General features: G+C 40.5%; 22 protein-coding genes. 16 read left to right on the plus strand and 6 right to left on the minus strand.

Going from position 1 to position 24,375, the window contains the following annotated elements:
• Positions 1-54: 54 nt before the first annotated feature.
• Both guaA and coaA read right to left on the minus strand, forming a co-directional pair.
• On the minus strand, positions 55-1,620 hold the full coding sequence (gene guaA, locus HMPREF2988_RS06750; RefSeq protein ID WP_024635746.1) for a glutamine-hydrolyzing GMP synthase: 1,566 nt from the start codon (positions 1,618-1,620) through the stop codon (positions 55-57).
• A gap of 58 nt (positions 1,621-1,678) precedes the next feature.
• A complete protein-coding gene (coaA, locus tag HMPREF2988_RS06755; RefSeq protein ID WP_070770284.1) occupies positions 1,679-2,602 on the minus strand; it encodes a type I pantothenate kinase in 924 nt (307 codons plus the stop codon).
• Positions 2,603-2,797: 195 nt separating this feature from the next.
• On the opposite strand from coaA, the gene HMPREF2988_RS06760 reads away from it, so the two are divergent.
• The 12 genes from HMPREF2988_RS06760 to deoD all read left to right on the plus strand — a co-directional run bounded on the left by HMPREF2988_RS06760 (position 2,798) and on the right by deoD (position 15,132).
• Entirely contained in the window at positions 2,798-3,403 is a 606-nt protein-coding gene (locus HMPREF2988_RS06760; protein WP_002309852.1) for a class I SAM-dependent methyltransferase, read from the plus strand.
• Between the two features lie 308 nt (positions 3,404-3,711).
• Positions 3,712-4,728, plus strand: a complete 1,017-nt coding sequence (locus tag HMPREF2988_RS06765; RefSeq protein ID WP_002291103.1) for a LacI family DNA-binding transcriptional regulator — start codon at positions 3,712-3,714, stop codon at positions 4,726-4,728.
• A 140-nt stretch (positions 4,729-4,868) separates the two neighbouring features.
• Complete coding sequence (locus HMPREF2988_RS06770) at positions 4,869-6,170, plus strand: pyrimidine-nucleoside phosphorylase (protein WP_024635745.1); 1,302 nt, start codon at positions 4,869-4,871, stop codon at positions 6,168-6,170.
• A 46-nt stretch (positions 6,171-6,216) separates the two neighbouring features.
• On the plus strand, positions 6,217-6,879 hold the full coding sequence (gene deoC, locus HMPREF2988_RS06775; protein WP_002291107.1) for a deoxyribose-phosphate aldolase: 663 nt from the start codon (positions 6,217-6,219) through the stop codon (positions 6,877-6,879).
• Between the two features lie 18 nt (positions 6,880-6,897).
• The gene (locus tag HMPREF2988_RS06780) at positions 6,898-7,296 is read left to right on the plus strand and encodes a cytidine deaminase (protein ID WP_002291109.1); all 399 of its coding nucleotides are present in this window, start codon (positions 6,898-6,900) and stop codon (positions 7,294-7,296) included.
• Positions 7,297-7,361: 65 nt separating this feature from the next.
• Entirely contained in the window at positions 7,362-8,444 is a 1,083-nt protein-coding gene (locus HMPREF2988_RS06785) for a BMP family lipoprotein (protein WP_002291111.1), read from the plus strand.
• A 211-nt stretch (positions 8,445-8,655) separates the two neighbouring features.
• Positions 8,656-10,218, plus strand: a complete 1,563-nt coding sequence (locus HMPREF2988_RS06790; protein WP_002291113.1) for an ABC transporter ATP-binding protein — start codon at positions 8,656-8,658, stop codon at positions 10,216-10,218.
• Positions 10,211-11,344, plus strand: a complete 1,134-nt coding sequence (locus HMPREF2988_RS06795; RefSeq protein WP_002291115.1) for an ABC transporter permease — start codon at positions 10,211-10,213, stop codon at positions 11,342-11,344. The genes HMPREF2988_RS06790 and HMPREF2988_RS06795 overlap by 8 nt, the downstream gene beginning before the upstream one ends.
• On the plus strand, positions 11,344-12,300 hold the full coding sequence (locus HMPREF2988_RS06800) for an ABC transporter permease (protein WP_002309847.1): 957 nt from the start codon (positions 11,344-11,346) through the stop codon (positions 12,298-12,300). Before HMPREF2988_RS06795 ends, HMPREF2988_RS06800 begins: the two co-directional genes overlap by 1 nt.
• A 98-nt stretch (positions 12,301-12,398) precedes the next feature.
• Positions 12,399-13,565, plus strand: a complete 1,167-nt coding sequence (gene deoB, locus HMPREF2988_RS06805) for a phosphopentomutase (protein ID WP_002291118.1) — start codon at positions 12,399-12,401, stop codon at positions 13,563-13,565.
• Between the two features lie 24 nt (positions 13,566-13,589).
• A complete protein-coding gene (locus tag HMPREF2988_RS06810; RefSeq protein ID WP_002315501.1) occupies positions 13,590-14,408 on the plus strand; it encodes a purine-nucleoside phosphorylase in 819 nt (272 codons plus the stop codon).
• Between the two features lie 16 nt (positions 14,409-14,424).
• Positions 14,425-15,132, plus strand: a complete 708-nt coding sequence (gene deoD / locus HMPREF2988_RS06815) for a purine-nucleoside phosphorylase (RefSeq protein ID WP_002291121.1) — start codon at positions 14,425-14,427, stop codon at positions 15,130-15,132.
• 394 nt (positions 15,133-15,526) lie between these two features.
• On the opposite strand, the gene HMPREF2988_RS06820 is transcribed toward deoD, so the two are convergent.
• The 4 genes from HMPREF2988_RS06820 to rpiA form a co-directional block, all read right to left on the minus strand.
• Positions 15,527-16,393 (minus strand): carbohydrate binding domain-containing protein, encoded by an 867-nt coding sequence (locus tag HMPREF2988_RS06820; RefSeq protein WP_025477285.1) that lies wholly within the window; start codon positions 16,391-16,393, stop codon positions 15,527-15,529.
• Positions 16,394-16,947: 554 nt separating this feature from the next.
• Entirely contained in the window at positions 16,948-17,634 is a 687-nt protein-coding gene (gene gpmA, locus HMPREF2988_RS06825; RefSeq protein ID WP_002294321.1) for a 2,3-diphosphoglycerate-dependent phosphoglycerate mutase, read from the minus strand.
• Between the two features lie 170 nt (positions 17,635-17,804).
• On the minus strand, positions 17,805-18,386 hold the full coding sequence (locus HMPREF2988_RS06830; RefSeq protein WP_002290435.1) for a recombinase family protein: 582 nt from the start codon (positions 18,384-18,386) through the stop codon (positions 17,805-17,807).
• A 132-nt stretch (positions 18,387-18,518) separates the two neighbouring features.
• Positions 18,519-19,202 (minus strand): ribose-5-phosphate isomerase RpiA, encoded by a 684-nt coding sequence (gene rpiA / locus HMPREF2988_RS06835; protein ID WP_002309842.1) that lies wholly within the window; start codon positions 19,200-19,202, stop codon positions 18,519-18,521.
• Positions 19,203-19,520: 318 nt separating this feature from the next.
• Here rpiA and rpsL point away from each other — a divergent pair, with 318 nt between their 5' ends.
• The 4 genes from rpsL to tuf all read left to right on the plus strand — a co-directional run bounded on the left by rpsL (position 19,521) and on the right by tuf (position 24,028).
• Complete coding sequence (gene rpsL / locus HMPREF2988_RS06840) at positions 19,521-19,934, plus strand: 30S ribosomal protein S12 (protein WP_002294318.1); 414 nt, start codon at positions 19,521-19,523, stop codon at positions 19,932-19,934.
• Positions 19,935-20,017: 83 nt separating this feature from the next.
• The gene (gene rpsG, locus HMPREF2988_RS06845; RefSeq protein WP_002290440.1) at positions 20,018-20,488 is read left to right on the plus strand and encodes a 30S ribosomal protein S7; all 471 of its coding nucleotides are present in this window, start codon (positions 20,018-20,020) and stop codon (positions 20,486-20,488) included.
• A 93-nt stretch (positions 20,489-20,581) separates the two neighbouring features.
• Entirely contained in the window at positions 20,582-22,669 is a 2,088-nt protein-coding gene (fusA, locus tag HMPREF2988_RS06850; protein WP_002309841.1) for an elongation factor G, read from the plus strand.
• Between the two features lie 171 nt (positions 22,670-22,840).
• On the plus strand, positions 22,841-24,028 hold the full coding sequence (tuf, locus tag HMPREF2988_RS06855; RefSeq protein WP_002290442.1) for an elongation factor Tu: 1,188 nt from the start codon (positions 22,841-22,843) through the stop codon (positions 24,026-24,028).
• Positions 24,029-24,375 lie beyond the last annotated feature (347 nt).

Here is a 24,375-nt window from a genome sequence, read left to right on the forward strand (position 1 = left end):
CCAAAAGAAACACGCTAGAAATCCTATAACATAGGCTTTCTAGCGTGTTGTTTCTTATTCCCATTCCACTGTTGCTGGTGGTTTAGAAGTGATGTCATACACGATGCGGTTGACATGGGCTACTTCGTTTACGATACGTACAGAGATTTTTTGCAAGACTTCCCATGGGATACGGGCAAAGTCAGCTGTCATTCCGTCGATTGAAGTCACCGCACGGATACCGACTGTGTAGTCGTAAGTACGTCCGTCACCCATAACACCGACAGAGCGGATTCCTGGAAGAACAGTGAAATATTGCCAGATATCACGGTCAAGTCCAGCAGCTGCGATTTCTTCGCGCAAGATAGCATCAGATTCGCGTACGATTTCTAGCTTGTCTTCAGTGATTTCGCCAAGAACACGAATACCAAGACCAGGGCCAGGGAATGGCTGACGCCAAACGATTGAATCAGGCATGCCTAATTGAGTACCTAATTCACGGACTTCGTCTTTGAATAGTGTGTTTAATGGTTCGATCAATTCAAATTGCATATCTTCTGGCAGTCCACCTACATTATGGTGAGATTTGATCGTTTGTGCTGTTTCTGTACCAGATTCGATAACGTCAGTATACAACGTTCCTTGTGCTAAGAAAGAGACGCCTTCTTCACCAGCAAGTTTTGTTGCTTCGTCATCAAAAACATATACGAATTCATTCCCAATGATTTTACGTTTTTGTTCTGGGTCAGATACACCTTTCAACTTGTCTAAGAAGCGATCTCTTGCATCGACTTTGATGATGTTCAAGCCGAATTTTCCGCCTAGACTTTCCATTACTTGTTCCGCTTCGCCTTTGCGTAGCAGACCATGGTCAACGAAGATAGATGTCAATTGGTTACCAATCGCTTTTTGTAAAAGAACCCCAACGACACTAGAATCAACGCCGCCTGAGAGACCAAGCAAGACTTTTTTGTCACCAACTTGTTCACGGATTTTTTCTACTTGCATATCAATAAAGTTATCCATTGTCCAGTTACCTTCACAGTGGCAAACATCAAAGGCAAAGTGGCGCAACAATTCGATTCCGTATTCGGAATGACGTACTTCTGCATGGAATTGGATACCATAAAAATTACGTGTTGTGTCTTGGATAGAAGCAATCGGACAATCTTTGCTTGTTCCGACTGTTTCAAAGCCTTCAGGAACTTTAGTTACCAAGTCGCCATGGCTCATCCATACTGTTTGTTGTTTTGGTGTTTCTTTAAACAAGACAGCTTGATCGCTTGTTACTTCTAACAAGGCTTTCCCATATTCGCGGTTTTTAGCAGGCTCTACGGAACCGCCAAGTTTGTATGTGATCAATTGCATACCATAGCAAATCCCTAATACAGGAATACCTAAATTGAAGATCTCAGGATCGATCCCAAATGCATTCTCATCATATACACTGTTTGGTCCGCCAGAAAGAATGATTCCCTTTGGATTCATCGCTTTTACTTCTTCTGCAGTAATGCGGTGGCTCAATAATTCGGAAAAGACTCCAAGATCACGAATACGTCTTGTGATCAATTGGTTATACTGACTACCGTAGTCTAATACGATAATCTTTTCAACGTTCGTCATATCGGCAACGTTTGTCAAATTTATTACCCCTATCCCTTTAAATTTTATCTCAAAATAGTCAAACTATTTTAAAATGCTAATATTTTCGCATGAAAATCGAATCGATAATATGATTTTCAGTTTTATGGAGAATTATATCGGCTCTTCCTCGTGTAGGCAAGATATATTCCTGTAAATTTTTCAAATTCACATTTTTCCATACATCTTTTGCCATTTTAAAGGCTTCTTCACGATCTCCGATAGCAAAACGATAATAATAATTCTCTGGATTTTGGAAAGCCGTATCCAGTAACGCGCCAAAACGATCCAAATACCATTTTTCGATCAGCACGGGATCGGCATCGACATAGACAGAAAAATCAAAAAAGTCGCTGACGTAGATTTGCTGATTCGCAGGTAATTGAAGCGTATTGATCCCCTCAACGATCAAGATATCAGGTTGCTGGATCAGCTCGTACTTACCTGGAATGATATCATATACATCATGTGAGTAAACAGGTACTTTTATCTCTTCCTGACCAGATTTTACACGATTCAAGAAGTCGATCAGCATCTCCATATCATAACTTTCAGGAAATCCTTTGCGATCCATGATTCCACGCTCTTTTAATATACGATTTGGATAAAGAAATCCATCAGTCGTGATCAGCTGAACATTTCTTCGTTTGAAGGTACGAGACAAAATCGTCTGCAGCAGTCTGGCTGTGGTACTTTTTCCAACGGCTACGCTTCCGGCAATCCCGATGATAAAAGGCGGTACTTCTACATATTTATGAAGAAATAAACCTTTACTCAAGAACAAAGATTCGAATTCTTTCATATATAGATATATCAGATGAGCAAGAGGTACGTAGATATCTCGAACATCCTGCATGGAAATGCGGTCATTCAAACTTTTGATATTATCTAGTTCATCTTGTGTCAAAGGTGCTTGCCCATTACGATAAAATTCTCGCCATTCTTCTCTTGCCACACGGTAGTAGTTCATTGGATCATTCATATTAGCCTCCTGCGTTCTCCCATCAATGGAACTATTTTAACACAAAATAAACACAAACCCCACCACTTAAGAGAGATTGCCAATCTTTTTGTACAATCTTTATAATAGAAAGAAAAGGAGTTTTATTCTTGACTTGCGTACGGATACATAAAAGGATAGACTGTTGACATGAAAGAAACGAGAAGGATGGAAGACATGACAAATCATTACTATTCTGAACGCCCAGATACGGCGCACGATTTTGAACAATGGGCTTTTGAGTTAAAAGGCAGAACCTTTCAATTTGTAACTGATTCTGGTGTATTTTCACGTGAAACAGTGGATTATGGTTCACGTGTCCTGATTGATGCTTTTGATTGGGAAGAGTTACCTGATGAAGGAAAGATCTTAGATGTGGGATGCGGGTATGGACCGATTGGGCTAGCTTTGGCATTTGCGACACAACGGTTTGTTGAAATGGTCGACATTAATGAGCGAGCAGTGAGTCTAGCGCAAGGAAACGCAAAGCGTAACCAAATCGAACAAGTGGACATCCATCAATCAAATATCTATGAAGTACTTCATGAAGAAACCTATGCAGCTATTGTCAGCAATCCGCCAATCCGTGCTGGAAAAAAAGTCGTACATGAAATCTTGACAGGCGCATATCCTCGGTTGAAGCAGGGCGGTACACTGACAATTGTGATCCAGAAGAAACAAGGAGCGCCGAGTGCGCAAAAGAAGATGGAAGAAACATTTGGCAATGCAGAAATCGTCACAAAAGATAAAGGATATTATATCATCAAAAGTGTGAAAGAATAACTAGCTGAAAAATAATAGAGCGACGAAAAAGTGGAACTGGGCGTGCATGTAAGGGTACGTATCAGTTCTTTTTTTGTTGAGAAGTTTTTAAAAACAAAGAACTATTTTTTTCTTCAAAAAGAAATAGTAGGAACAGAGTCGTTGTTTTTTACGATAAAATAAATAAGATACAGAACTTGTATAGAACGCTGCCAAGTTGGTAGATAAAGGAGATTTTTATCAAAAAACATACTTTCTTTTTTTCTCTATTCTTTTCTTGGGGGTTTTGGTACACTGATAGGGAATTTAGATAGAAGGGAGCCACTAGGGTGAAGCTGACCATCAGAGATATTGCAGAAATGGCAGGGGTATCAGTAACAACTGTCTCACAGATTTTGAATAACAAAGGAAGCCGATTTAGTGATAAGACAAGAAAAAAAGTGTTGTCGATCGTGAATGAACATCATTATAAACCCGATTATTTCGCTTCAAATGTGATCAATCGACATTCAAAGACCATCGGAATGATCGTCCCTGATGTCACTGATTTCTTCTTCTCCAAACTGATCGAAGGTGTAGAGAGCTATTTGAATCCTTTGGGCTATGTGATCATGTTATGCAATTCTCGTCATAGCCAAGAAAATGAGATCAAGTATTTACAAGAGCTTTCCCACCGCTCAGTGGATGGGATCTTGCTGGCAACACCAAATATTTTACCTGAGAAATACGCATTAGACAGCGGATTTTATCAAAAAATGCCGATTATTTTAATCGATCGCGGATTGAATCGTCGGGATAACGGACGGCTTATCGTAAAGGAATATGAGGGCGCCTATCAAGCCGTTTCACTATTTATTGAAAGCGGCCATACGAAGATCGGCATGCTGAAGGAAACCACTGGATACTATCAATTAGAAGAACGTTTCAACGGATATCGTCATGCGCTGAAAGATCATGGCCTGCCTTTTAATGGGAAATTTGTTGAACATGGAGAGTTGACTGTCCAAGGTGGCTATACTGCATCAAAAAAACTACTCAAACATAAAGATATCACGGCTATTTTTTGCGGGAATGATGCCATGGCGATCGGCTGCTATCAGGCGATAGATGAATTGGGCAAAAAAATCCCAGAAGATATCTCTGTCATAGGATTCGATGGATTAAAACTGTCAGAATACATGATTCCGCAATTGACGACAGTGCAGCAACCAAGTTTTGATATTGGATTTTATGCTGCGCGTTTCCTAATCGATACGATCGAATTTCCTCAAAGAAAAGTTCCGAACAAAGTGTTCGAAACAAAATTAATTATTCGTGAGAGCGTAAAAGTATTGACAAAGGGCTAACTCGGCGGTATATTGCTTATGTAAGCATTTACAAAGGCGAGTTAGTGCTTTTTTTATTTTTAGTAAACCAGTTTACTAAAGTGGTTTACCTTTCCTAAAAATAATGTATAATACCGAATGAAGACAAGGAGGATCAGACAATGCGAATGGTGGATCTGATTGAAAAAAAGAGGGATGGAAACGAGCTGTCGAAAGAGGAAATCGAGTACATCGTCACGAACTATACGAATGGAAAGATTCCAGATTATCAAGTCAGTGCATTATTGATGGCAATTTTTTATCAAGACATGACAAATGAAGAAATCACGAATTTAACATTGGCGATTGCTAATTCTGGTGATGTCATCGATTTGAGTTCTCTTGAAGGAATAAAGGTAGATAAGCATTCGACAGGTGGCGTTGGTGACACGACCACATTGATTTTAGCCCCCCTAGTAGCTAGTGTCGGAGTGACAGTGGCTAAAATGTCTGGACGCGGTCTAGGTTACACAGGTGGCACATTAGACAAGCTAGAAGCAATTCCCGGATTTCAGATCGAGCTTTCGGATGAAGCATTCGTGCGCATTGTCAATGAAAGCAAAGTAGCAGTAATCGGTCAATCAGGAAACTTGGCACCGGCGGACAAAAAATTGTACGCTTTGCGTGACGTCACAGCGACCGTTGATTCTCTTCCGCTGATTGCCAGTTCGATTATGAGTAAAAAGATCGCGGCAGGAGCAGATGCAATCGTTTTGGACGTGACCACTGGAGACGGTGCTTTCATGAAGAATATCGAAGATGCAAGACGTCTGGCAAAAACCATGACAAGCATTGGCAAACTAGCGAACCGAGAAACAGTGGCGGTAATCTCGGATATGTCAGAACCTCTTGGCGAAGCAATCGGAAATAGTCTAGAAGTTGTCGAGGCAATCGAAACATTACAAGGAAATGGTCCAGAAGATCTAGTAGAAATGTGCTACGCCTTAGGAAGCCAAATGGTTGTCCTTGCTGGCAAAGCTAAAACAATCGATGAAGCAAGAACGTTGCTTCAAGAAGCTCTGGAATCAGGTAAAGCGTTAGCAAAATTCAAAGAAATGATCCAAAATCAAGGGGGAGACCCAACGATCGTGGAACAACCAGAACGAATTTTGACTGCACAGTACACAATGGAGCTTCCTGCTAAACAAAGCGGAGTCGTGTCAAAAATCGTGGCAAACGAATTAGGAATTGCTGCAATGATGCTAGGTGCTGGGCGTAAAACCAAAGAAGACGATATTGATCACGCCGTTGGATTGAAACTGCATAAAAAAATCGGGGACACTGTGACAAAGGGCGAGTCATTATTGACAATCTATAGTAATGATAAAGAAATCTCTTCTGTTATTGAATTATTATATAAAAATATTGAAATTGGCGAGTCAGCAATGAAGCCAACATTGATTCATGACATTATCACAGAATAAAAGGAAAAAAGCGGATTTTACCGTTTGAAAGAAAAGGGGAAAAGAAATGGAACTAAACCGAATGATCGACCATACTATTTTGAAAGCAGACGCATCTAAAGAAGCTGTGATGCAAATTATCGAAGAAGCGAAAAAATATCATTTTTACTCTGTCTGCATCAATCCAGCATGGGTTGCGCTAGCAAAAGAACAATTACAAGGCGAACCAGTAGCCGTATGTACAGTGATCGGGTTTCCTTTAGGAGCAAACACATCCGAGACAAAAGCATTTGAAACGACAGATGCCATCAATAACGGTGCAGATGAAGTCGATATGGTCATCAATATCGGTGCGTTGAAATCAAAAGATGATCAAAAAGTTCAAAAAGATATCGAAGCAGTTGTTGAAGCAGCAAAAGATCGTGCACTTGTCAAAGTGATCATCGAAACATCTTTATTAGATAGAGAAGAAATCATCCGAGCATGCGAATTAGCAAAAGCTGCAGGCGCTGATTTTGTCAAAACATCAACTGGTTTCTCAACGGGTGGTGCAAAGGTAGAGGATGTCCGCTTGATGCGTGAAACGGTAGGACCTGAAATGGGCGTCAAAGCTTCTGGCGGTATCCATAACGAAGAGGAAGCAATGGCAATGATCGAAGCGGGTGCTACAAGAATCGGAACAAGCGCAGGAGTAGCAATCGTATCTGGTTCAACTGGCGAAGGCTATTAATTTTCAAAGGAGAAACTCATGGCAGAACTCAAACAAGAATGGATCAACACAGCTATTGAAGCGTTAGATAAAGCATACGTTCCTTATTCCCATTTTCCGGTAGGTGCTTGTCTCGTAACAGAATCAGGCAAGATTTATCAAGGTATCAACATCGAGAATGCATCATTTGGATTAACGAATTGTGCCGAGCGCACAGCTTTCTTCAAAGCCGTATCAGAAGGAGAAAGATCGTTTACCCATTTAGTCGTAGCAGGGCACACCCCTGATCCTATTTCTCCATGTGGTGCATGTCGGCAAGTAATGGCAGAGTTCTGCGCCCCTGATATGCCGGTTACGCTAGTGGGAGACAATGGTGTGACGAAGGCAACGACCGTTCGAGAACTACTGCCTTATGCATTTACTGAAAAAGATCTATAACTCATGTTCATTCAGTCAGCTGACTGTTGAAAAATAAAACAATTATTTTAGGAGGCTTTACAGAAATGAAAAAAGCAAAATTATTTGGTTTAGGTGCTGTCGCACTAGCAGCAGGGTTATTTTTAGGTGCATGCGGCAACAACGGCTCTACTGATTCATCCGGTGGCAAAAGCTCATCAGACACAACAACTGCAGCATTGATCACAGATACAGGTGGGGTAGACGACCGTTCATTCAACCAGTCAGCTTGGGAAGGATTACAAAAATGGGGGAAAGATCAAGGTCTTTCACGAGGCAATGATGGCTTCCAATACTTCCAATCTTCAAACGAATCAGATTATATCCCAAATATCGACCAAGCATTGAATGCTGGATTCAAAACGATTTTTGGTATTGGTTATAAACTAAAACCAGCGATCCAAGAACAAGCAACAAACAATACAGGTACGAACTTCGTTATCATCGATGATGTGATTGACGGATTAGATAACGTTGTATCTGCAACATTCAAAGACAACGAAGCTTCTTATCTTGCAGGGATTGCAGCAGCTTACACGACTGAAACAAACGTAGTCGGCTTTATCGGCGGCGTAAAAGGTGAAGTAATCGATCGTTTTGATGCTGGATTCAAAGCCGGTGTTGATGCAGGTGCGAAAGAACTAGGAAAAGAAATCAAAGTATTGAACCAATATGCTGGTGACTTCTCTGCTCCAGATAAAGGACGTTCAATTGCTCAAGGTATGTATGCACAAAATGCAGATATCATCTTCCATGCTTCAGGTGGTACAGGTAACGGTGTATTCCAAGAAGCAAAATCATTGAACGAATCAGGCGACAAAAAAGTTTGGGTTATCGGTGTTGACCGCGACCAATCAGACGAAGGCGAATACACATTGAACGGCGAAAAGAAAAACTTCACATTGACATCTACACTGAAAGCAGTTGGAACAGTAGTAGAAGATTTGGCACAAAAATCAGCTGACGGTAAATTCCCTGGTGGTGAACACACTGTTTATGGATTGAAAGAAGACGGTGTTGGTCTAACAGAAGGACAACTTTCTGATGAAGCGAAAAAAGCAGTGGATGAAGCAAAAGAAAAAATCATTTCAGGTGACGTAAAAGTTCCAGAAACTCCTGAAGAAAACTAAAACCATTTCTATAGCCTTGTTAGACACATGTTTGACAAGGCTATGGTTTGATTAGAACAAGAATTGTTCATTTATCCAAGCTGCCTTGAGACAGTTTGGATAAGGGAACAACTCCCTGAAGTAATGTTTGTTTCAAAAGAAGAACGCTCACTAAGCGTGAATCTTAGTCAATCGTTGCCCTAGATAGAAATCGTTAGGATGTGAAAAAAAGGTGGTTCAAGAAAATATTGTCATAGAAATGCAGAATATTACCAAAGAATTTGGAACATTCAAGGCAAATGACAACATCAATTTACAAGTAAAGGCAGGAGAGATTCATGCGTTGCTTGGAGAAAACGGTGCTGGCAAATCTACATTGATGAACGTGCTTTCCGGATTATTAGAGCCGACATCAGGGAAAATTTTGATGCGTGGGAAAGAAGTACAGATCACAAGCCCGACAAAAGCCAATCAATTAGGGATTGGGATGGTCCATCAGCACTTTATGCTTGTTGATGCCTTTACTGTAACAGAAAACATCGTGTTGGGAAGCGAACCTAGTCGTGCAGGGATGCTTGACCATAAAAAAGCGCGAAAAGAGATCCAAAAAGTTTCTGAACAATATGGATTATCAGTCAACCCGGATGCTTATGTTCGTGATATTTCAGTTGGGATGGAACAACGGGTAGAAATTTTAAAAACACTTTACCGAGGAGCAGATGTACTGATTTTTGATGAGCCGACAGCTGTATTGACCCCTCAGGAAATTGATGAATTAATCGTGATCATGAAGGAATTAGTCAAAGAAGGCAAGTCAATCATTTTGATTACGCATAAGTTAGATGAAATCAAAGCAGTAGCTGACCGTTGTACAGTTATCCGCCGTGGAAAAGGAATCGGTACAGTCAACGTTAAAGACGTTACCTCACAGCAATTAGCTGATATGATGGTCGGAAGAACGGTTTCATTCAAAACGATGAAAAAAGAAGCGAAGCCTCAAGAAGTCGTTTTGTCTATTGAAAATCTAGTGGTGAAAGAAAATCGTGGATTAGAAGCCGTGAAAAACCTGAACTTAGAGGTTCGTGCTGGCGAAGTACTTGGTATCGCTGGAATCGATGGAAACGGGCAGTCGGAGTTGATCCAAGCTTTGACCGGTTTGCGAAAGGCAGAAAGCGGACATATCAAGCTAAAAGGGGAAGACATCACCAATAAAAAACCTCGAAAGATCACTGAACATGGTGTAGGACATGTGCCAGAAGACCGTCATAAATACGGGTTGGTCCTAGATATGACATTGTCTGAAAACATTGCACTGCAAACGTATCATCAAAAACCTTACAGTAAAAACGGTATGCTGAATTATTCAGTGATAAATGAACATGCCAGAGAATTGATCGAAGAATATGATGTTCGAACAACGAATGAACTTGTCCCTGCAAAAGCTTTATCAGGCGGAAATCAGCAAAAAGCAATCATCGCTCGGGAAGTCGACCGAGATCCTGATCTGTTGATCGTTGCAAATCCAACTCGTGGACTGGATGTAGGTGCGATCGAATTTATTCATAAACGTCTGATCGAACAAAGGGACAAATACAAAGCAGTGTTATTGATTAGTTTCGAATTAGAAGAAATTTTAAATGTTTCGGATCGTATTGCTGTTATCCATGAAGGAGAAATCGTCGGGATCGTTGATCCGAAAGAAACATCTGAAAATGAATTAGGTCTATTGATGGCGGGCTATACCTTAGAAGAAGCACGAAAAGAGTTAGAAAAGGGGGCTGGCGCACATGAATGATCGCAGCGAGAAATTCCGTAATTTATTAGTGCCTGTACTTTCAGTTGTTTTAGGATTGATCTTAGGCGCGATATTGATGGCTGCTTTCGGTTTTCAGCCCATCCAAGGTTATTCTTCTATGTTAGATGCAGCTCTTGGTTCGCAAAGAGGAATCGGTGAAACATTAAGGCAAGCAACGCCGTTGATTTTTACAGCATTAGGGTTTTCTGTAGCTAACTCAGCTGGGTTCTTCAATATCGGGCTTTCTGGACAAGCGCTTTGCGGATGGATCGTCAGTGTCTGGGTGGCACTTGCTTTTCCAGATCTTCCAAAAGTTGTTTTGCTTCCATTGTGTGTGATCCTAGGTGCCTTAGCAGGTGCGATGGCAGCGGCTGTTCCTGGGTTGCTACGAGCATTCTTTGGAACAAGTGAAGTGATCGTAACGATCATGATGAACTATATCTTATTATACGTAAGCACATTTGCTTTACATGAAGTGATGCCTGAAAGCTACCGATCAAGTTTGGACTCTTCCAATATGATCAGTCAAAATGCATCGTTGCGGTTACCTTGGTTAACACAAGCTTTTGGCGGCTCTCGCGTAAACTCAGGTTTGTTTTTAGCCATCATCGCGCTTATTTTCGTTTGGCTATTGATGAAGAAAACGACTTTAGGATTTGAGATCCGTTCCGTTGGTTTGAATCCTTTTGCTTCTGAGTATGCAGGGATGAGCAGTAAACGTACGATCGTTTTGTCGATGGTCATTTCTGGCGCTTTGGCAGGGCTTGGCGGTGTGGTTGAAGGATTAGGAACGTATCAAAACTTCTTCGTTCAAACGACCTCGCTATCTATTGGATTTGACGGAATGGCTGTCTCCTTACTTGGATCTGGATCAGCAATCGGTATTCTTTTATCAGCGATTTTGTTCAGTATTTTGAAGATCGGCGGACTTGGCATGCAGACAGGAGCTGGTGTTCCGTTTGAGATCGTCAATGTATCGATTGCTCTGATTATCTTCTTTGTTGGGATCAATTTCTTGATTCGTTTCGTCATGGCTAAGTTCTTCCAAGGAAAAAAACAAGAAGAAATCGTTGCGACAATCGAAGCGAAGCCAACGAATCAAAACCATGAAGGAGGCGAACTATAATGTCGACTATCGAATTAATTGCCTTGATTCTTACTTCAACACTGGTTTATTCAACACCGTTAATTCTAACATCACTAGGCGGAACGTTTTCTGAACGCAGCGGGATCGTAAACGTAGGGTTAGAGGGAATCATGGTCATGGGTGCTTTTAGTTCCATCGTTTTCAACTTGACGATGAGCCCCTCACTTGGTTCCATGACGCCATGGATCGCTATTTTAGTGGGTGGCGTCGTAGGTATCCTATTTTCTTTGATCCACGCAGTAGCAACAGTCAGCTTGCGTGCTGACCATATCATCAGCGGTACAGTGATCAATCTGATGGCACCAGCTTTAGGTGTTTTCTTGATCAAAGCATGGTATGGGAAAGGTCAAACAGATAACATCACGCAGAATCTGGGATATTTCTCTTTCCCAGGTTTAGCAGATATTCCGGTCATTGGACCAATTTTCTTCAAAAATACATTCTTGCCTGCTTATTGTGCAATTTTGATTGCTGTCATTGCTTGGGTGATCATCTTCAAGACGAAATTCGGCTTACGCCTCCGTTCAGTTGGTGAGAACCCTCAAGCTGCCGATACATTAGGTATCAATGTATATGCTATGCGTTATTCAGGCGTGCTGATTTCAGGCTTGTTAGGTGGTATGGGCGGTGCTGTTTTTGCTCAGTCGATTTCCGGTAACTTTTCAGCTGGGACGATCGTCGGACAAGGGTTCATCTCCATGGCTGCTATGATTTTTGGTAAATGGAATCCTTTAGGCGCAATGGGTGCCTCACTGTTCTTTGGTTTTGCACAAAGCTTGAGTATCATCGGTGCGCAATTACCAGTTATTTCTTCGATTCCACCAGTATTGCTGCAAATTGCTCCATATTTGCTGACAATCATTGTGTTGGTTGTTTTCTTAGGGAAAGCTTCTGGACCAAAAGCAAACGGGAAGAACTATATCAAATCAAAATAATCTTTTAGCGAATAAAAAGGGTGGGTTACGGGAAGTGTTTTTCGTCTCGCCCTTTTTGTTTTAAAGGTAATAAAAATAAAAAGAAAGAAGGAATAATCATGTTTAAACGCGTACATCTGATCGTCATGGATTCAGTAGGAATTGGAGAAGCACCAGATGCCGAGAAGTTCGGTGACGTTGGTTCTGATACATTAGGACACATTGCAAAAGAAGCAGGATTGAACATTCCGCATTTAGAGCAGCTTGGTTTGGGAACGATTCGTCCTCTTGAAGGTGTGGAATCAGTGAAAGATCATCAAGGCTATGCGACGAAATTAGAAGAAGTTTCTGTAGGGAAAGATACGATGACAGGCCATTGGGAAATCATGGGATTGAATATCAAGACGCCGTTTCGTGTGTTTCCGAACGGATTCCCTGATGATCTGATCAAACAAATCGAAGAGTTTTCTGGCCGTAAAGTCGTATGCAACAAACCATATAGCGGAACGGCTGTTATTGACGATTACGGTGAACACCAAATGAAAACAGGCGATTTAATCGTATATACTTCTGCTGATCCTGTCCTTCAGATCGCGGCACATGAAGAAATCATTCCTTTAGAAGAACTATACCGGGTTTGCCAATTCGTTCGTGATATAACAAAAGATGACCCGTACATGATTGGTCGAATCATTGCACGTCCATATGTGGGAGAACCAGGAGACTTCACACGAACAAGCAATCGTCATGATTATGCGTTGGATCCATTCGGACACACGGTCCTCGATTCTTTGAAAGAAGCAGGAAAAGACGTGATTGCTGTAGGAAAGATCAACGATATTTTCAATGGACAAGGAATCACTGAATCTGTCCGCACGAAAAGTAATATGGATGGCGTCGACCAGTTGCTGAACGTTATGAAAAAAGAGTTTACAGGTATCAGCTTTACCAATTTAGTAGATTTTGATGCATTATACGGTCATCGCCGGGATGTAGTCGGTTATGCGCATGCGATTGAAGAATTTGACTTGCGGATCCCAGAACTGCTTGAAGCCATGGAAGAAGACGACTTGCTAATGATTACAGCCGATCACGGAAACGATCCGACATTTACTGGTACCGATCATACGCGAGAATATGTACCGTTATTGGTCTACAGTAAAAAAATGAAAGAACAAGGGGCGTTGCCTCAAGGGTATTATTCTGATATCTCCGCAACGATTGCTGAGAACTTTAGTGTTTCTTCGACTGAAAATGGCGAAAGCTTCTTAAAATTATTAAAATAATCTTTTTAAAATAGGAGAAAGCAAATGACCAAGTTAAGCGAGATGTTACAAGAAACGACCCAGTTTATCCTTGATAAAGGAGTAAAAGAAATTGATTTTGGTTTGATCCTAGGTTCAGGATTAGGTGAATTAGCAGATGAAATCGAAGATGCTGTAATGATTTCTTATGATGAGATCCCGTTCTTTCCTGTTTCGACAGTAGTTGGACATGCAGGACGGCTGGTTTACGGATCTCTAGCAGGCAAAAAAGTGTTAGCCATGCAAGGAAGATTCCACTACTATGAAGGTCATTCCATGCAAACAGTGACCTATCCAGTACGTGTGATGGCCGGACTAGGTGCCCATTCAGTCATTGTGACCAACGCATGTGGCGGTGTCAATGAATCCTTCGTACCAGGAGATTTGATGCTGATTACCGATCACATCAATTTTACTGGTGAAAATCCTTTGATTGGCCCGAATGAAGATGAAATGGGTCCTAGATTCCCAGATATGAGTCAAGCTTATACGCCTGACTATCAAGCAACAGCAAAAGCAGCTGCAGAAAAACTAGGTTTGGATCTTAAAGAAGGCGTATATATGGGCTATTCTGGCCCAACTTATGAAACGCCTGCTGAGATTCGGATGTCTCGGACAATAGGAGCCGATGCAGTAGGGATGTCGACTGTTCCAGAAGTCATCGTAGCAGCTCACAGCGGATTAAAAGTGTTAGGAATCTCTTGTATTACCAACTTAGCAGCAGGCATGCAGGCGAATCTGAGCCATGAAGAAGTTGTAGAAACAACTCAGAGAGTCAAACAATCTTTTAAAGCATTGGTTAAAGAAATATTGACATTATTGTAATAGGAGGAGCAATAAAATGAGTGTGCATATCGAAGCGAAAGAAGGCGAGATCGCCGATAAGATTTTACTTCCGGGAGACCCTTTGCGAGCTAAATATATTGCGGAGACTTTTTTAGAAGAACCAGTTTGTTACAATCAGGTCCGCGGTATGCTAGGCTTTACCGGCAAATATAAAGGCGAACGTATTTCTGTTCAAGGAACAGGGATGGGGATGCCATCAGCCACTATCTATGCCCATGAATTGATCCAGTCATATGGCGTAAAGAAATTGATCCGAGTAGGTACATGCGGGGCATTGTCAAAAGATGTCCATGTTCGTGATTTGGTACTAGCGCAAGGCGCAGCAACCAGCTCTTCGATGATCGAAAAAAATTTCCAAGCCTTTCATTTTCCGCCAATCAGTGATTTCAATCTATTACTGAAAGCATATGAGATAGCTAAAGAAAAGGGCTATACGGTTCATGTAGGAAATGTCCTTTCGGAAGATTCTTTCTACAAAGATGATTTGACAGAGACATTCCAATTAGCTGAACTTGGCGTCTTAGGAGTGGAAATGGAAGCAGCGGCTCTTTATTACTTAGGCGCGAAATACCATGTGCAGACATTAAGTTTGATGACCGTTAGCGACCATTTGATTACTGGGGAAGAAACAACAGCTGCAGAACGTCAATCGACATTCAATGAAATGATCGAAGTAGGATTGGAAACGGCGATTCAAGGGTAAAGTAATAGCTAAATAGCAAGAAAGTGTGACTGCCTAAACTTCTATTAATAGAAATTTGGCAGTCACATTTTTTTGCAGAAACTGTCTCACATAACCTGAAATCAATGACAACCGTTGCTTCAGTTACTTCGAGAGTCCTCCTAAAGTCAACCTAAAGTCAACCATTTGAATCTCTAAAATGTGAATCGACATTCCTTTTAAATTGCAGACGAATGGCACAATCTTAATCAAATAAAAAAGAACAGAAAGAAGCGAGTTACGCTCTTTCTGTTCCGAACTAGGCCACCAACAGGATGTGACAAATGAGTCATCTTCTGTTGGTGGTTTCGTCTAAATGAATACCTTAATCATTCAATTGCTCATGTGATGATGTTTGAAGAATGAAAAATTCAACTTAAATCAAGTCTGCATCAATAATAAGTGTTTCGAATAATACAGCGTGCTCAAGTGAGGAGCTTGATCCAGGACGTCCTGGTAGGCGATATACTTCTACTCGCTGTCCTGCTTTTCCAGGAATTTCGTGACGTACTTGAATATTACCATCAACTATTCTTGGAATGCTATAGTATGCTGTGCCGTCAAATGTTTCAAAACGATATCTTCCATCAATGTAAACGACCCATCTGTCTTGATTATTGTGAAAAAGTTCAGGTGTCAATGTTAAATAAGCAAATGCTCGAGAGCCTTCTCGCCCTACAGACAACATGTTTGTTTCTGTTACGCCTGTTTCCACTTGGATATTGTCATATTTCGCCCAACCATTCCATGTAGAAGCAAATCGTATAAGGTATGTATTTTCATCGTCTGGAGTCGTAAAAGTAAGTTTGCCACGTTCCCAGTTCTCATTATTATGTTCACTGCTCTCTAATACATCAAAACCGACATCATGATTCATGATCCCTAATTCAACACGTCCTGGTGCTGATTCGCTTGCTGCAACATCATAACTAAATGTATACGTGGTACTTGGTTTTAATGTCACGTATTGATGAACATTTTCACCATTTCTTGCTAAAGCAAAGTTATTTCCATTAACGGTTTGAAGTATGGGATTATTTGGCTCTTGGCCACTAGTGATCCAATGATCAAACCCGTCATTAAAGTCACCATTATGGATATACAATTGTTGCTCAATGGCCTGTTTACTTGTACTAACGAAGTCAGTTGTTGATAGATTTGTTGCGAATGTCGAAACGGATCCTCCTAAACTTAAAAATACCATACCTGCTGCCATCACTGTTTTTAAATTACTTTTGATCATCTTGTCTCTCCTCACTCTATATTTTTATTTTTTGATTTTGTTTGTAAGATGCAGCCGTGTAGTCTGTCTGTATCTCACAAATTAATCATAACCGAGAAAATAGCGGTCGTGTAAACACTTTTTTCTATATAACATTCATCATTAGAAAAAAATGATAAAATAAATAGTTTTATGAGGTTGACTTTTATCTAAACTTCATTTATTAGCAACATAAGAAAAGATGGAGAGTTGTGGTGATAGCTCATACAAATGAAAACTTCCTCTTAGAAACAGGATAAAAGAATGAAATTTAAATAAGTTTCTACAAAAAATGTTCGCTCCACATCTGAATGATTGTCAGACATTCTTTTTTCTCTCAATGCTACGCCTTCTCTCTTCATTTTTTGTTTATTCAAACAGTACTTACTATTATAATCATATAGTTATTATGTAAATTGATGTCATTCGCATTAGATAGCCAAGACTACCGTCTTCCAATATCTAAAAAAACAGCCCCTTCATCTCTTACAATAATAGGAGGTGAGAGGGCTGTCTTATTTACAATAGAGTATCTATTATAGGTAGTATTTTTTAGCCACTGTTAAGTCATCATTTAATTCATAAACAAGTGGTTGACCTGTTGGGATTTCAAGATCCATGATGTCTTCGTCAGAGATACCTTCGATATGTTTAGCTAGAGCGCGTAATGAGTTACCGTGTGCAGCTACTAAAACAGTTTTGTTGTCTAGTAATGCTGGAGCAATTTCATCTTGCCAGAATGGCAAAGCACGTTCTAATGTCACTTTCAAGTTTTCGCCACCAGGAATATCGCGTTTGTCTAACATTGCGTAACGACGGTCGTTTGCTGCAGAACCTTCGTCAGTTTCTTCCATTAATGGAGGAAGAGTATCGTAAGAACGACGCCAGATGTGTACTTGTTCGTCGCCGTATTTTTCAGCTGTTTCTTTTTTGTTCAAACCTTGTAATTTACCATAGTGACGTTCGTTCAAGCGCCATGATTTGATTTGTGGTACCCAAAGTTGATCAGAATATTCTAAGATCAAGTTACATGTTTTGATTGCACGAGTTAAAACAGAAGTATAGGCAACATCAAATTCGATTCCAGCTTCTTTGATTTTGCGTCCGCCTTCTTTTGCTTCTTCGATTCCTTCTGGTGCTAGGTTTACATCAGCCCAACCAGTAAATTGGTTCAATGCATTCCATTCACTAAGACCGTGACGAGAAAAAACTAATTTTGGCATGTTTAGCTCTCCTTTAAGATAGGTTTATATTTCTGAAAATTTCAGTTCTGTTTTATTGTACAATTTTTTGGAAGAGATTTCCATCGAAAAATTGGATAAGATTCTATGAGAAAACGAGTAGAGAAGATAAAAAAACGAACAGCTGCGAAAGCACTGTTCGTTTTTAGGCATTAGATGCATAATTGCTCGATTTCTTTTTCAGGCAAATTGATATATTTATAACATGTTCCAACTGAAACACCGCATTTTGAAGAAATAAATTGGATTGTTTCTTTTTTTTCATAATAGAGACGTCGGATTTTTTTGATCGTTTTTGCATCGATTTTTGGTCTTCCGCCGATTTTTCCTTTTTTACGAGCTTCATCTAATCCAACTAATGTACGTTCTTTGATCAATGCGCACTCCATGTTTGCCAGGTTTTCCATCAATTGGAAATAGATTTTCCCCATTTCGCGCGTATCGATTCCTTCATCAATGCTAATCAAGTGCAGCCCGCGGTCTTTGAATAATTGTGTAAGTTCTGTTAATTGCCGTGTAGATTTGCCCAATCGATGAAGTTGGCAGACGACTAGTGCATCGCCTTGCTGCATGTCAGCAATCACTGACTCCAAATGAACAGCAGTAGCATCGTTTTGTTCCACTTCATATGTCTCATGGAAAATTTCTTGACAACCAAAGTCAGATAATTGTTCAACCTGAGTTGTTAAATCAACATCATTTATGGTTGTGCGTGCATAACCAATAATTTTCATGGTGATTCCTTTCTAGCAGTGATTTTCTAACTGGATATAACAGTAAAAATGTAGCATAAAGTACGTCAAAAAGATAGTTTTTTCGCAAATTTTCCGCTGTCTTTTTTTATTGGATGATCAAGCAGTTTTTCTTTATTTATGGCGGATGGCATCAAGAATCTCAACACCTTTTTCTGAGCCAACAACAACTTTTGAAACCATATTTAGGAAAAGTCCATGTTCGACTACCCCAACAAGTTCATCTAAATAGGTAGCTAAGCTTTCTGGTTGTTCAATAACTTCTAGATGCAGATCAATGATATAATGACCACCATCTGTGGTTAGGACTTCGCCGTTTTCGTCTGTACGCAAAACAGGTTGGAATCCTTTTTCGTCAAAAATATGAAGTAGCTGTTGGGAGCCATAAGGGATGACTTCAACTGGGAGTGGGAACTTCCCAAGTTTATGGACTAATTTAGAAGAATCAACGATCCAAATCGTTTCTTTTGAGTACGTAGCGACTATTTTCTCGAAAAGCAAAGCAGCACCGCCGCCTTTTATCCCTTGAAAATCAGCACTGATTTCATCAGCACCATCTATCGTCAGATCGACTACTGGGACTTCATCGATACTCTTTAGCGGTATTCCTAATTTTTCCGCTTGTTCTTTTGTCGCATTTGAAGTAGTGACTCCTGTGATACGTAATCCTTCTTCACGCATACGGCGACCAATCTCTTCTACCATATAATAGGCGGTTGAACCGGTCCCGAGACCAACGATCATCCCGTCCTTTACGAATTTCGCGGCTTCAATGCCAGCTAATTGTTTTAAATTCATCTTTGCATCCACCTTTTTTTAGTTTGAGCTTCGTGCTTTCCTCACTATTTTAGCGTGATTTACGGCAAAAAGATACCATTCTTTTTTATTGCAATAAAGCTTTTTCAAAAAAAATTGCATCTCTTGTTGACATGTTTTTTCATTCGTGATATTCTAACAAAGGTGCTTTATCTACAGGTTTCTGTGAAGAAACGTGCTGACTGTTTATCAAAGCATATTTGATAAGGATGCAGACATTGCATTTATTTTTTATCGCAAAAAAAGAACCACCTGGATGTGTGGAACTAGACGCAAATCGTGGGAAGGAGGAAACAAGGAATGCCTACAATTAACCAATTAGTACGTAAACCTCGTAAATCAAAGGTGGAAAAATCTAATTCACCTGCTTTGAACAAAGGATATAACAGCTTTAAGAAAACTCAAACTAACGTAAACTCACCTCAAAAACGTGGGGTAGCAACTCGTGTGGGTACAATGACACCTAAAAAACCGAACTCAGCTTTACGTAAATATGCACGTGTTCGTTTGTCAAACTTAATTGAAGTTACTGCTTATATCCCAGGGATTGGTCATAACTTACAAGAACACAGTGTTGTATTATTACGCGGTGGTCGTGTAAAAGACTTGCCAGGGGTACGTTACCATATCGTTCGCGGTGCTTTAGATACTGCTGGTGTTAACGACCGTAAACAAAGCCGTTCTAAATACGGAACTAAAAAACCTAAAGCTTAATTTTAATTATTAAACAAATGAAACTTGCTTCTATTATATAGAAGTAATTACTATGAACAATATTTCGGAAGGAGGAGTTACGGATGCCACGTAAAGGTCCTGTTGCAAAACGTGATGTTTTACCAGATCCTATTTATAACTCAAAATTAGTAACTCGCTTGATCAACCGTGTAATGGTTGACGGAAAACGCGGGATTGCAGCTAACATTATCTATAATGCCTTTGATTTGATCAAAGAATCTACAGGTAACGATCCATTAGAAGTGTTTGAACAAGCAATGAAAAACGTTCAACCTGTTCTTGAAGTTAAAGCACGTCGTGTTGGGGGTTCAAACTACCAAGTACCAGTTGAAGTTCGCCCTGAACGCCGCGTTACTCTAGGTCTTCGTTGGGTAGTAAACTACGCTCGCTTGCGCGGTGAACACACAATGGAAGAACGCTTAGCAAAAGAAATCATGGATGCTGCAAACAACACAGGTGCTTCTGTTAAAAAACGTGAAGACACTCATAAAATGGCTGATGCCAACCGTGCGTTTGCTCACTATCGCTGGTAAGATTCTCTCTGTTTGGTCGGCTTTTATAAGTCGACCTCAGATAGTGTCCTTATTTTTAGCAACTAGATAGTAAAGAGAGGAGAAACAAGGAGAATGACCAGAGAATTTTCTTTACAAAACACTCGTAATATCGGTATCATGGCCCACATCGATGCTGGTAAAACGACTGCTACTGAACGTATCTTGTACTATACTGGTAAAATCCATAAAATTGGTGAAACTCATGAAGGAGCTTCACAAATGGACTGGATGGAACAAGAACAAGAACGTGGTATTACGATCACTTCTGCTGCTACTACAGCACAATGGAAGGGTCATCGAATCAACATCATCGACACACCAGGACACGTAGACTTCACAGTTGAAGTTGAACGTTCATTGCGTGTACTTGATGGTGCTGTAACTGTTCTTGATGCACAATCAGGTGTTGAACCTCAAACTGAAACAGTTTGGCGTCAAGCAACAACTTACGGTGTACCTCGTATCGTATTTGCAAACAAAATGGACAAGATCGGTGCTGACTTCTTATATTCAGTATCAACTTTACATGACCGTTTGCAAGCAAACGCTCACCCAATCCAATTACCAATTGGTGCGGAAGACGACTTCACAGGAATTATCGACCTTGTAACAATGAAGGCTGAAATGTATACAAACGATCTTGGAACAGAGATCGAAGAAACAGAAATTCCTGAAGAATACCGCGAATTAGCTGAAGAATGGCGCGAAAAATTGGTTGAAGCTGTAGCTGAAACTGATGAAGAACTTACTTTGAAATACTTAGAAGGTGAAGAAATCACTGAAGCTGAGTTAAAAGAAGGTATCCGCCGCGCAACAGTTAACGTAGAATTCTACCCAGTACTATGTGGTTCAGCATTTAAGAACAAAGGGGTTCAATTACTATTGGACGCTGTTCTTGATTACTTGCCATCACCGTTAGATATCCCAGCTATCAAAGGGATTGACCCTAAAACTGATGAAGAAGTAGAACGTCCTGCAGACGACAGCGCTCCTTTCTCAGCTTTAGCATTTAAAGTTATGACTGACCCATTCGTAGGTCGTTTAACTTTCTTCCGTGTGTACTCTGGTGTTTTAAAATCAGGTTCATACGTACAAAACGCAACAAAAGGCAAACGCGAACGTGTTGGTCGTATCTTACAGATGCATGCCAACTCTCGTTCAGAAATCTCTGAAGTTTACGCTGGAGATATCGCTGCTGCTGTTGGTTTGAAAGACACAACTACTGGGGACACACTATGTGATGAAAAGAATCTAGTTATTCTTGAATCAATGGAATTCCCAGAACCAGTTATCCAAGTCGCTATTGAACCTAAATCAAAAGCTGACCAAGATAAAATGGGTGTGGCTTTACAAAAACTATCTGAAGAAGATCCTACTTTCCGTGCTGAAACAAACGTGGAAACAGGCGAAACAATCATCGCTGGTATGGGTGAACTTCACTTAGATATCATCGTTGACCGTATGCGTCGTGAATTCAAAGTTGAAGCTAACGTAGGTGCGCCTCAAGTATCTTACCGTGAAACTTTCCGTGCTGGCACTCAAGCCGAAGGTAAGTTTGTACGTCAGTCTGGTGGTAAAGGTCAATATGGTCACGTATGGATCGAATTTACACCAAACGAAGAAGGTGCTGGTTTCGAATTTGAAAATGCGATCGTCGGTGGGGTTGTTCCTCGTGAATACATTCCAGCTGTTGAAACTGGTTTGAAAGATGCTATGGAAAATGGTGTCTTAGCTGGCTATCCATTAGTAGATATCAAAGCTAAACTTTACGATGGTTCATACCATGATGTCGATTCAAATGAAACTGCCTTCCGTGTTGCTGCTTCTATGGCATTACGTGCAGCAGCTAAGAAAGCTAATCCAGTAATCCTTGAACCAATCATGGCTGTAGAAGTTGTTATCCCTGAAGATTACTTAGGTGATGTTATGGGCCACGTAACTGCTCGTCGTGGACGTGTTGAAGGTATGGAAGCTCGCGCTGGCGGCCAACAAGTTGTTCGTGCGATGGTTCCACTTGCTGAAATGTTTGGTTATGCTACAACTCTTCGTTCTGCTACTCAAGGTCGTGGTACATTTACAATGACATTTGACCACTACGAAGATGTACCAAAATCAGTACAAGAAGAAATCATTAAGAAAAACGGCGGAAAAGCTGAATAATTTCTTAAAACCGGATAGTCCTGCAAAGAGATTATCCAAAGAGACTATATTTTTAATATAGTTTCGTGTAAAATAATTATCGATGATATGGGCATGTGGTGTACCTTGTGTACATCATATACCTATCAGACAAATAAAAAATATATTGTATTTTTAGGAGGACATTTTAAAATGGCAAAAGAAAAATTTGACCGTTCTAAACCACACGTTAACATTGGTACTATCGGACACGTTGACCATGGTAAAACTACATTAACAGCTGCAATCACAACTGTACTATCTAAGAAAAACGGCGGCCAAGCTATGGCTTACGATCAAATCGATGGTGCTCCAGAAGAACGCGAACGCGGAATCACAATCTCAACAGCTCACGTTGAGTATGAAACAGATACACGCCACTACGCTCACGTTGACTGCCCAGGACACGCGGACTACGTTAAAAACATGATCACTGGTGCTGCTCAAATGGACGGAGCTATCTTGGTAGTTTCTGCTGCTGATGGCCCAATGCCTCAAACTCGTGAACACATCCTATTGTCTCGTCAAGTTGGTGTTCCTTACATCGTTGTATTCTTGAACAAAGTAGACATGGTTGATGACGAAGAATTACTAGAATTAGTTGAAATGGAAGTTCGTGACCTATTAACAGAATACGAATTCCCTGGTGACGATGTTCCTGTAGTTGCTGGCTCAGCTTTGAAAGCTTTAGAAGGCGACGCTTCATACGAAGAAAAAATTCTTGAATTGATGGCTGCAGTTGACGAATACATCCCAACTCCAGAACGTGACAACGACAAACCATTCATGATGCCAGTTGAAGACGTGTTCTCAATCACTGGACGTGGTACTGTTGCTACAGGTCGTGTTGAACGTGGACAAGTTCGCGTTGGTGACGAAGTTGAAGTTGTTGGTATTGCTGAAGAAACTTCAAAAACAACAGTTACTGGTGTTGAAATGTTCCGTAAATTGTTAGACTACGCTGAAGCTGGAGACAACATTGGTGCTTTACTACGTGGTGTTGCACGTGAAGACATCCAACGTGGACAAGTTTTAGCTAAACCAGGTACAATCACACCTCATACAAAATTCTCTGCAGAAGTATATGTGTTGACAAAAGAAGAAGGTGGACGTCATACTCCATTCTTCACTAACTACCGTCCACAATTCTACTTCCGTACAACTGACGTAACAGGTGTTGTTGAATTGCCAGAAGGAACTGAAATGGTTATGCCTGGCGACAACGTAACAATGGAAGTTGAATTAATCCACCCAATCGCTATCGAAAACGGTACTAAATTCTCAATCCGTGAAGGCGGACGTACAGTTGGTGCCGGTGTCGTTACAGAAATCAAAGCTTAATTGAATTAAGCAAAACTAAGCAACATTTATTCGGACGTAATCGCTCGGAATGAAGATCTCAGGATCTTTGTTCCGAGCTTTTTTATTTATTGCAGGATCAGGAAAGAAAAGACAGGACATTATAATAGAAGGAACGCGAAATACAAGAGTTAGTGTTTTCTAAATGAAACTTTATGAAAACAAAATGTTTTTTACAAGAAAAAGCCTTGCGTTGTGAGTTCATATATATTATAATGACAAAGGTGCGTTTACTTTAGTGAATTGCACAGACGTAATCAGAATGATTTCGTCGGCTAAGAAACGAGAGGTTGCGACACGCCCGGACGCTTTGCCACGAACGAGCGTGA

The organism is Enterococcus sp. HMSC061C05 (assembly GCF_001814765.1).
GTDB classification, from domain to species: Bacteria; Bacillota; Bacilli; order Lactobacillales; family Enterococcaceae; genus Enterococcus_B; species Enterococcus_B lactis.

Excerpts from the sequence above, each read along its gene's own strand:
- coaA (WP_070770284.1), bottom strand. The coding sequence starts at position 2,602 with ATGAATGATCCAATGAACTACTACCGTGTGGCAAGAGAAGAATGGCGA.
- HMPREF2988_RS06760 (WP_002309852.1), top strand. The coding sequence starts at position 2,798 with ATGACAAATCATTACTATTCTGAACGCCCAGATACGGCGCACGATTTT.
- HMPREF2988_RS06770 (WP_024635745.1), top strand. The coding sequence starts at position 4,869 with ATGCGAATGGTGGATCTGATTGAAAAAAAGAGGGATGGAAACGAGCTG.
- deoC (WP_002291107.1), top strand. The coding sequence starts at position 6,217 with ATGGAACTAAACCGAATGATCGACCATACTATTTTGAAAGCAGACGCA.
- HMPREF2988_RS06780 (WP_002291109.1), top strand. The coding sequence starts at position 6,898 with ATGGCAGAACTCAAACAAGAATGGATCAACACAGCTATTGAAGCGTTA.
- HMPREF2988_RS06785 (WP_002291111.1), top strand. The coding sequence starts at position 7,362 with ATGAAAAAAGCAAAATTATTTGGTTTAGGTGCTGTCGCACTAGCAGCA.
- HMPREF2988_RS06795 (WP_002291115.1), top strand. The coding sequence starts at position 10,211 with ATGAATGATCGCAGCGAGAAATTCCGTAATTTATTAGTGCCTGTACTT.
- HMPREF2988_RS06800 (WP_002309847.1), top strand. The coding sequence starts at position 11,344 with ATGTCGACTATCGAATTAATTGCCTTGATTCTTACTTCAACACTGGTT.
- deoB (WP_002291118.1), top strand. The coding sequence starts at position 12,399 with ATGTTTAAACGCGTACATCTGATCGTCATGGATTCAGTAGGAATTGGA.
- HMPREF2988_RS06810 (WP_002315501.1), top strand. The coding sequence starts at position 13,590 with ATGACCAAGTTAAGCGAGATGTTACAAGAAACGACCCAGTTTATCCTT.
- deoD (WP_002291121.1), top strand. The coding sequence starts at position 14,425 with ATGAGTGTGCATATCGAAGCGAAAGAAGGCGAGATCGCCGATAAGATT.
- HMPREF2988_RS06820 (WP_025477285.1), bottom strand. The coding sequence starts at position 16,393 with ATGATCAAAAGTAATTTAAAAACAGTGATGGCAGCAGGTATGGTATTT.
- gpmA (WP_002294321.1), bottom strand. The coding sequence starts at position 17,634 with ATGCCAAAATTAGTTTTTTCTCGTCACGGTCTTAGTGAATGGAATGCA.
- HMPREF2988_RS06830 (WP_002290435.1), bottom strand. The coding sequence starts at position 18,386 with ATGAAAATTATTGGTTATGCACGCACAACCATAAATGATGTTGATTTA.
- rpiA (WP_002309842.1), bottom strand. The coding sequence starts at position 19,202 with ATGAATTTAAAACAATTAGCTGGCATTGAAGCCGCGAAATTCGTAAAG.
- rpsL (WP_002294318.1), top strand. The coding sequence starts at position 19,521 with ATGCCTACAATTAACCAATTAGTACGTAAACCTCGTAAATCAAAGGTG.
- rpsG (WP_002290440.1), top strand. The coding sequence starts at position 20,018 with ATGCCACGTAAAGGTCCTGTTGCAAAACGTGATGTTTTACCAGATCCT.
- fusA (WP_002309841.1), top strand. The coding sequence starts at position 20,582 with ATGACCAGAGAATTTTCTTTACAAAACACTCGTAATATCGGTATCATG.
- tuf (WP_002290442.1), top strand. The coding sequence starts at position 22,841 with ATGGCAAAAGAAAAATTTGACCGTTCTAAACCACACGTTAACATTGGT.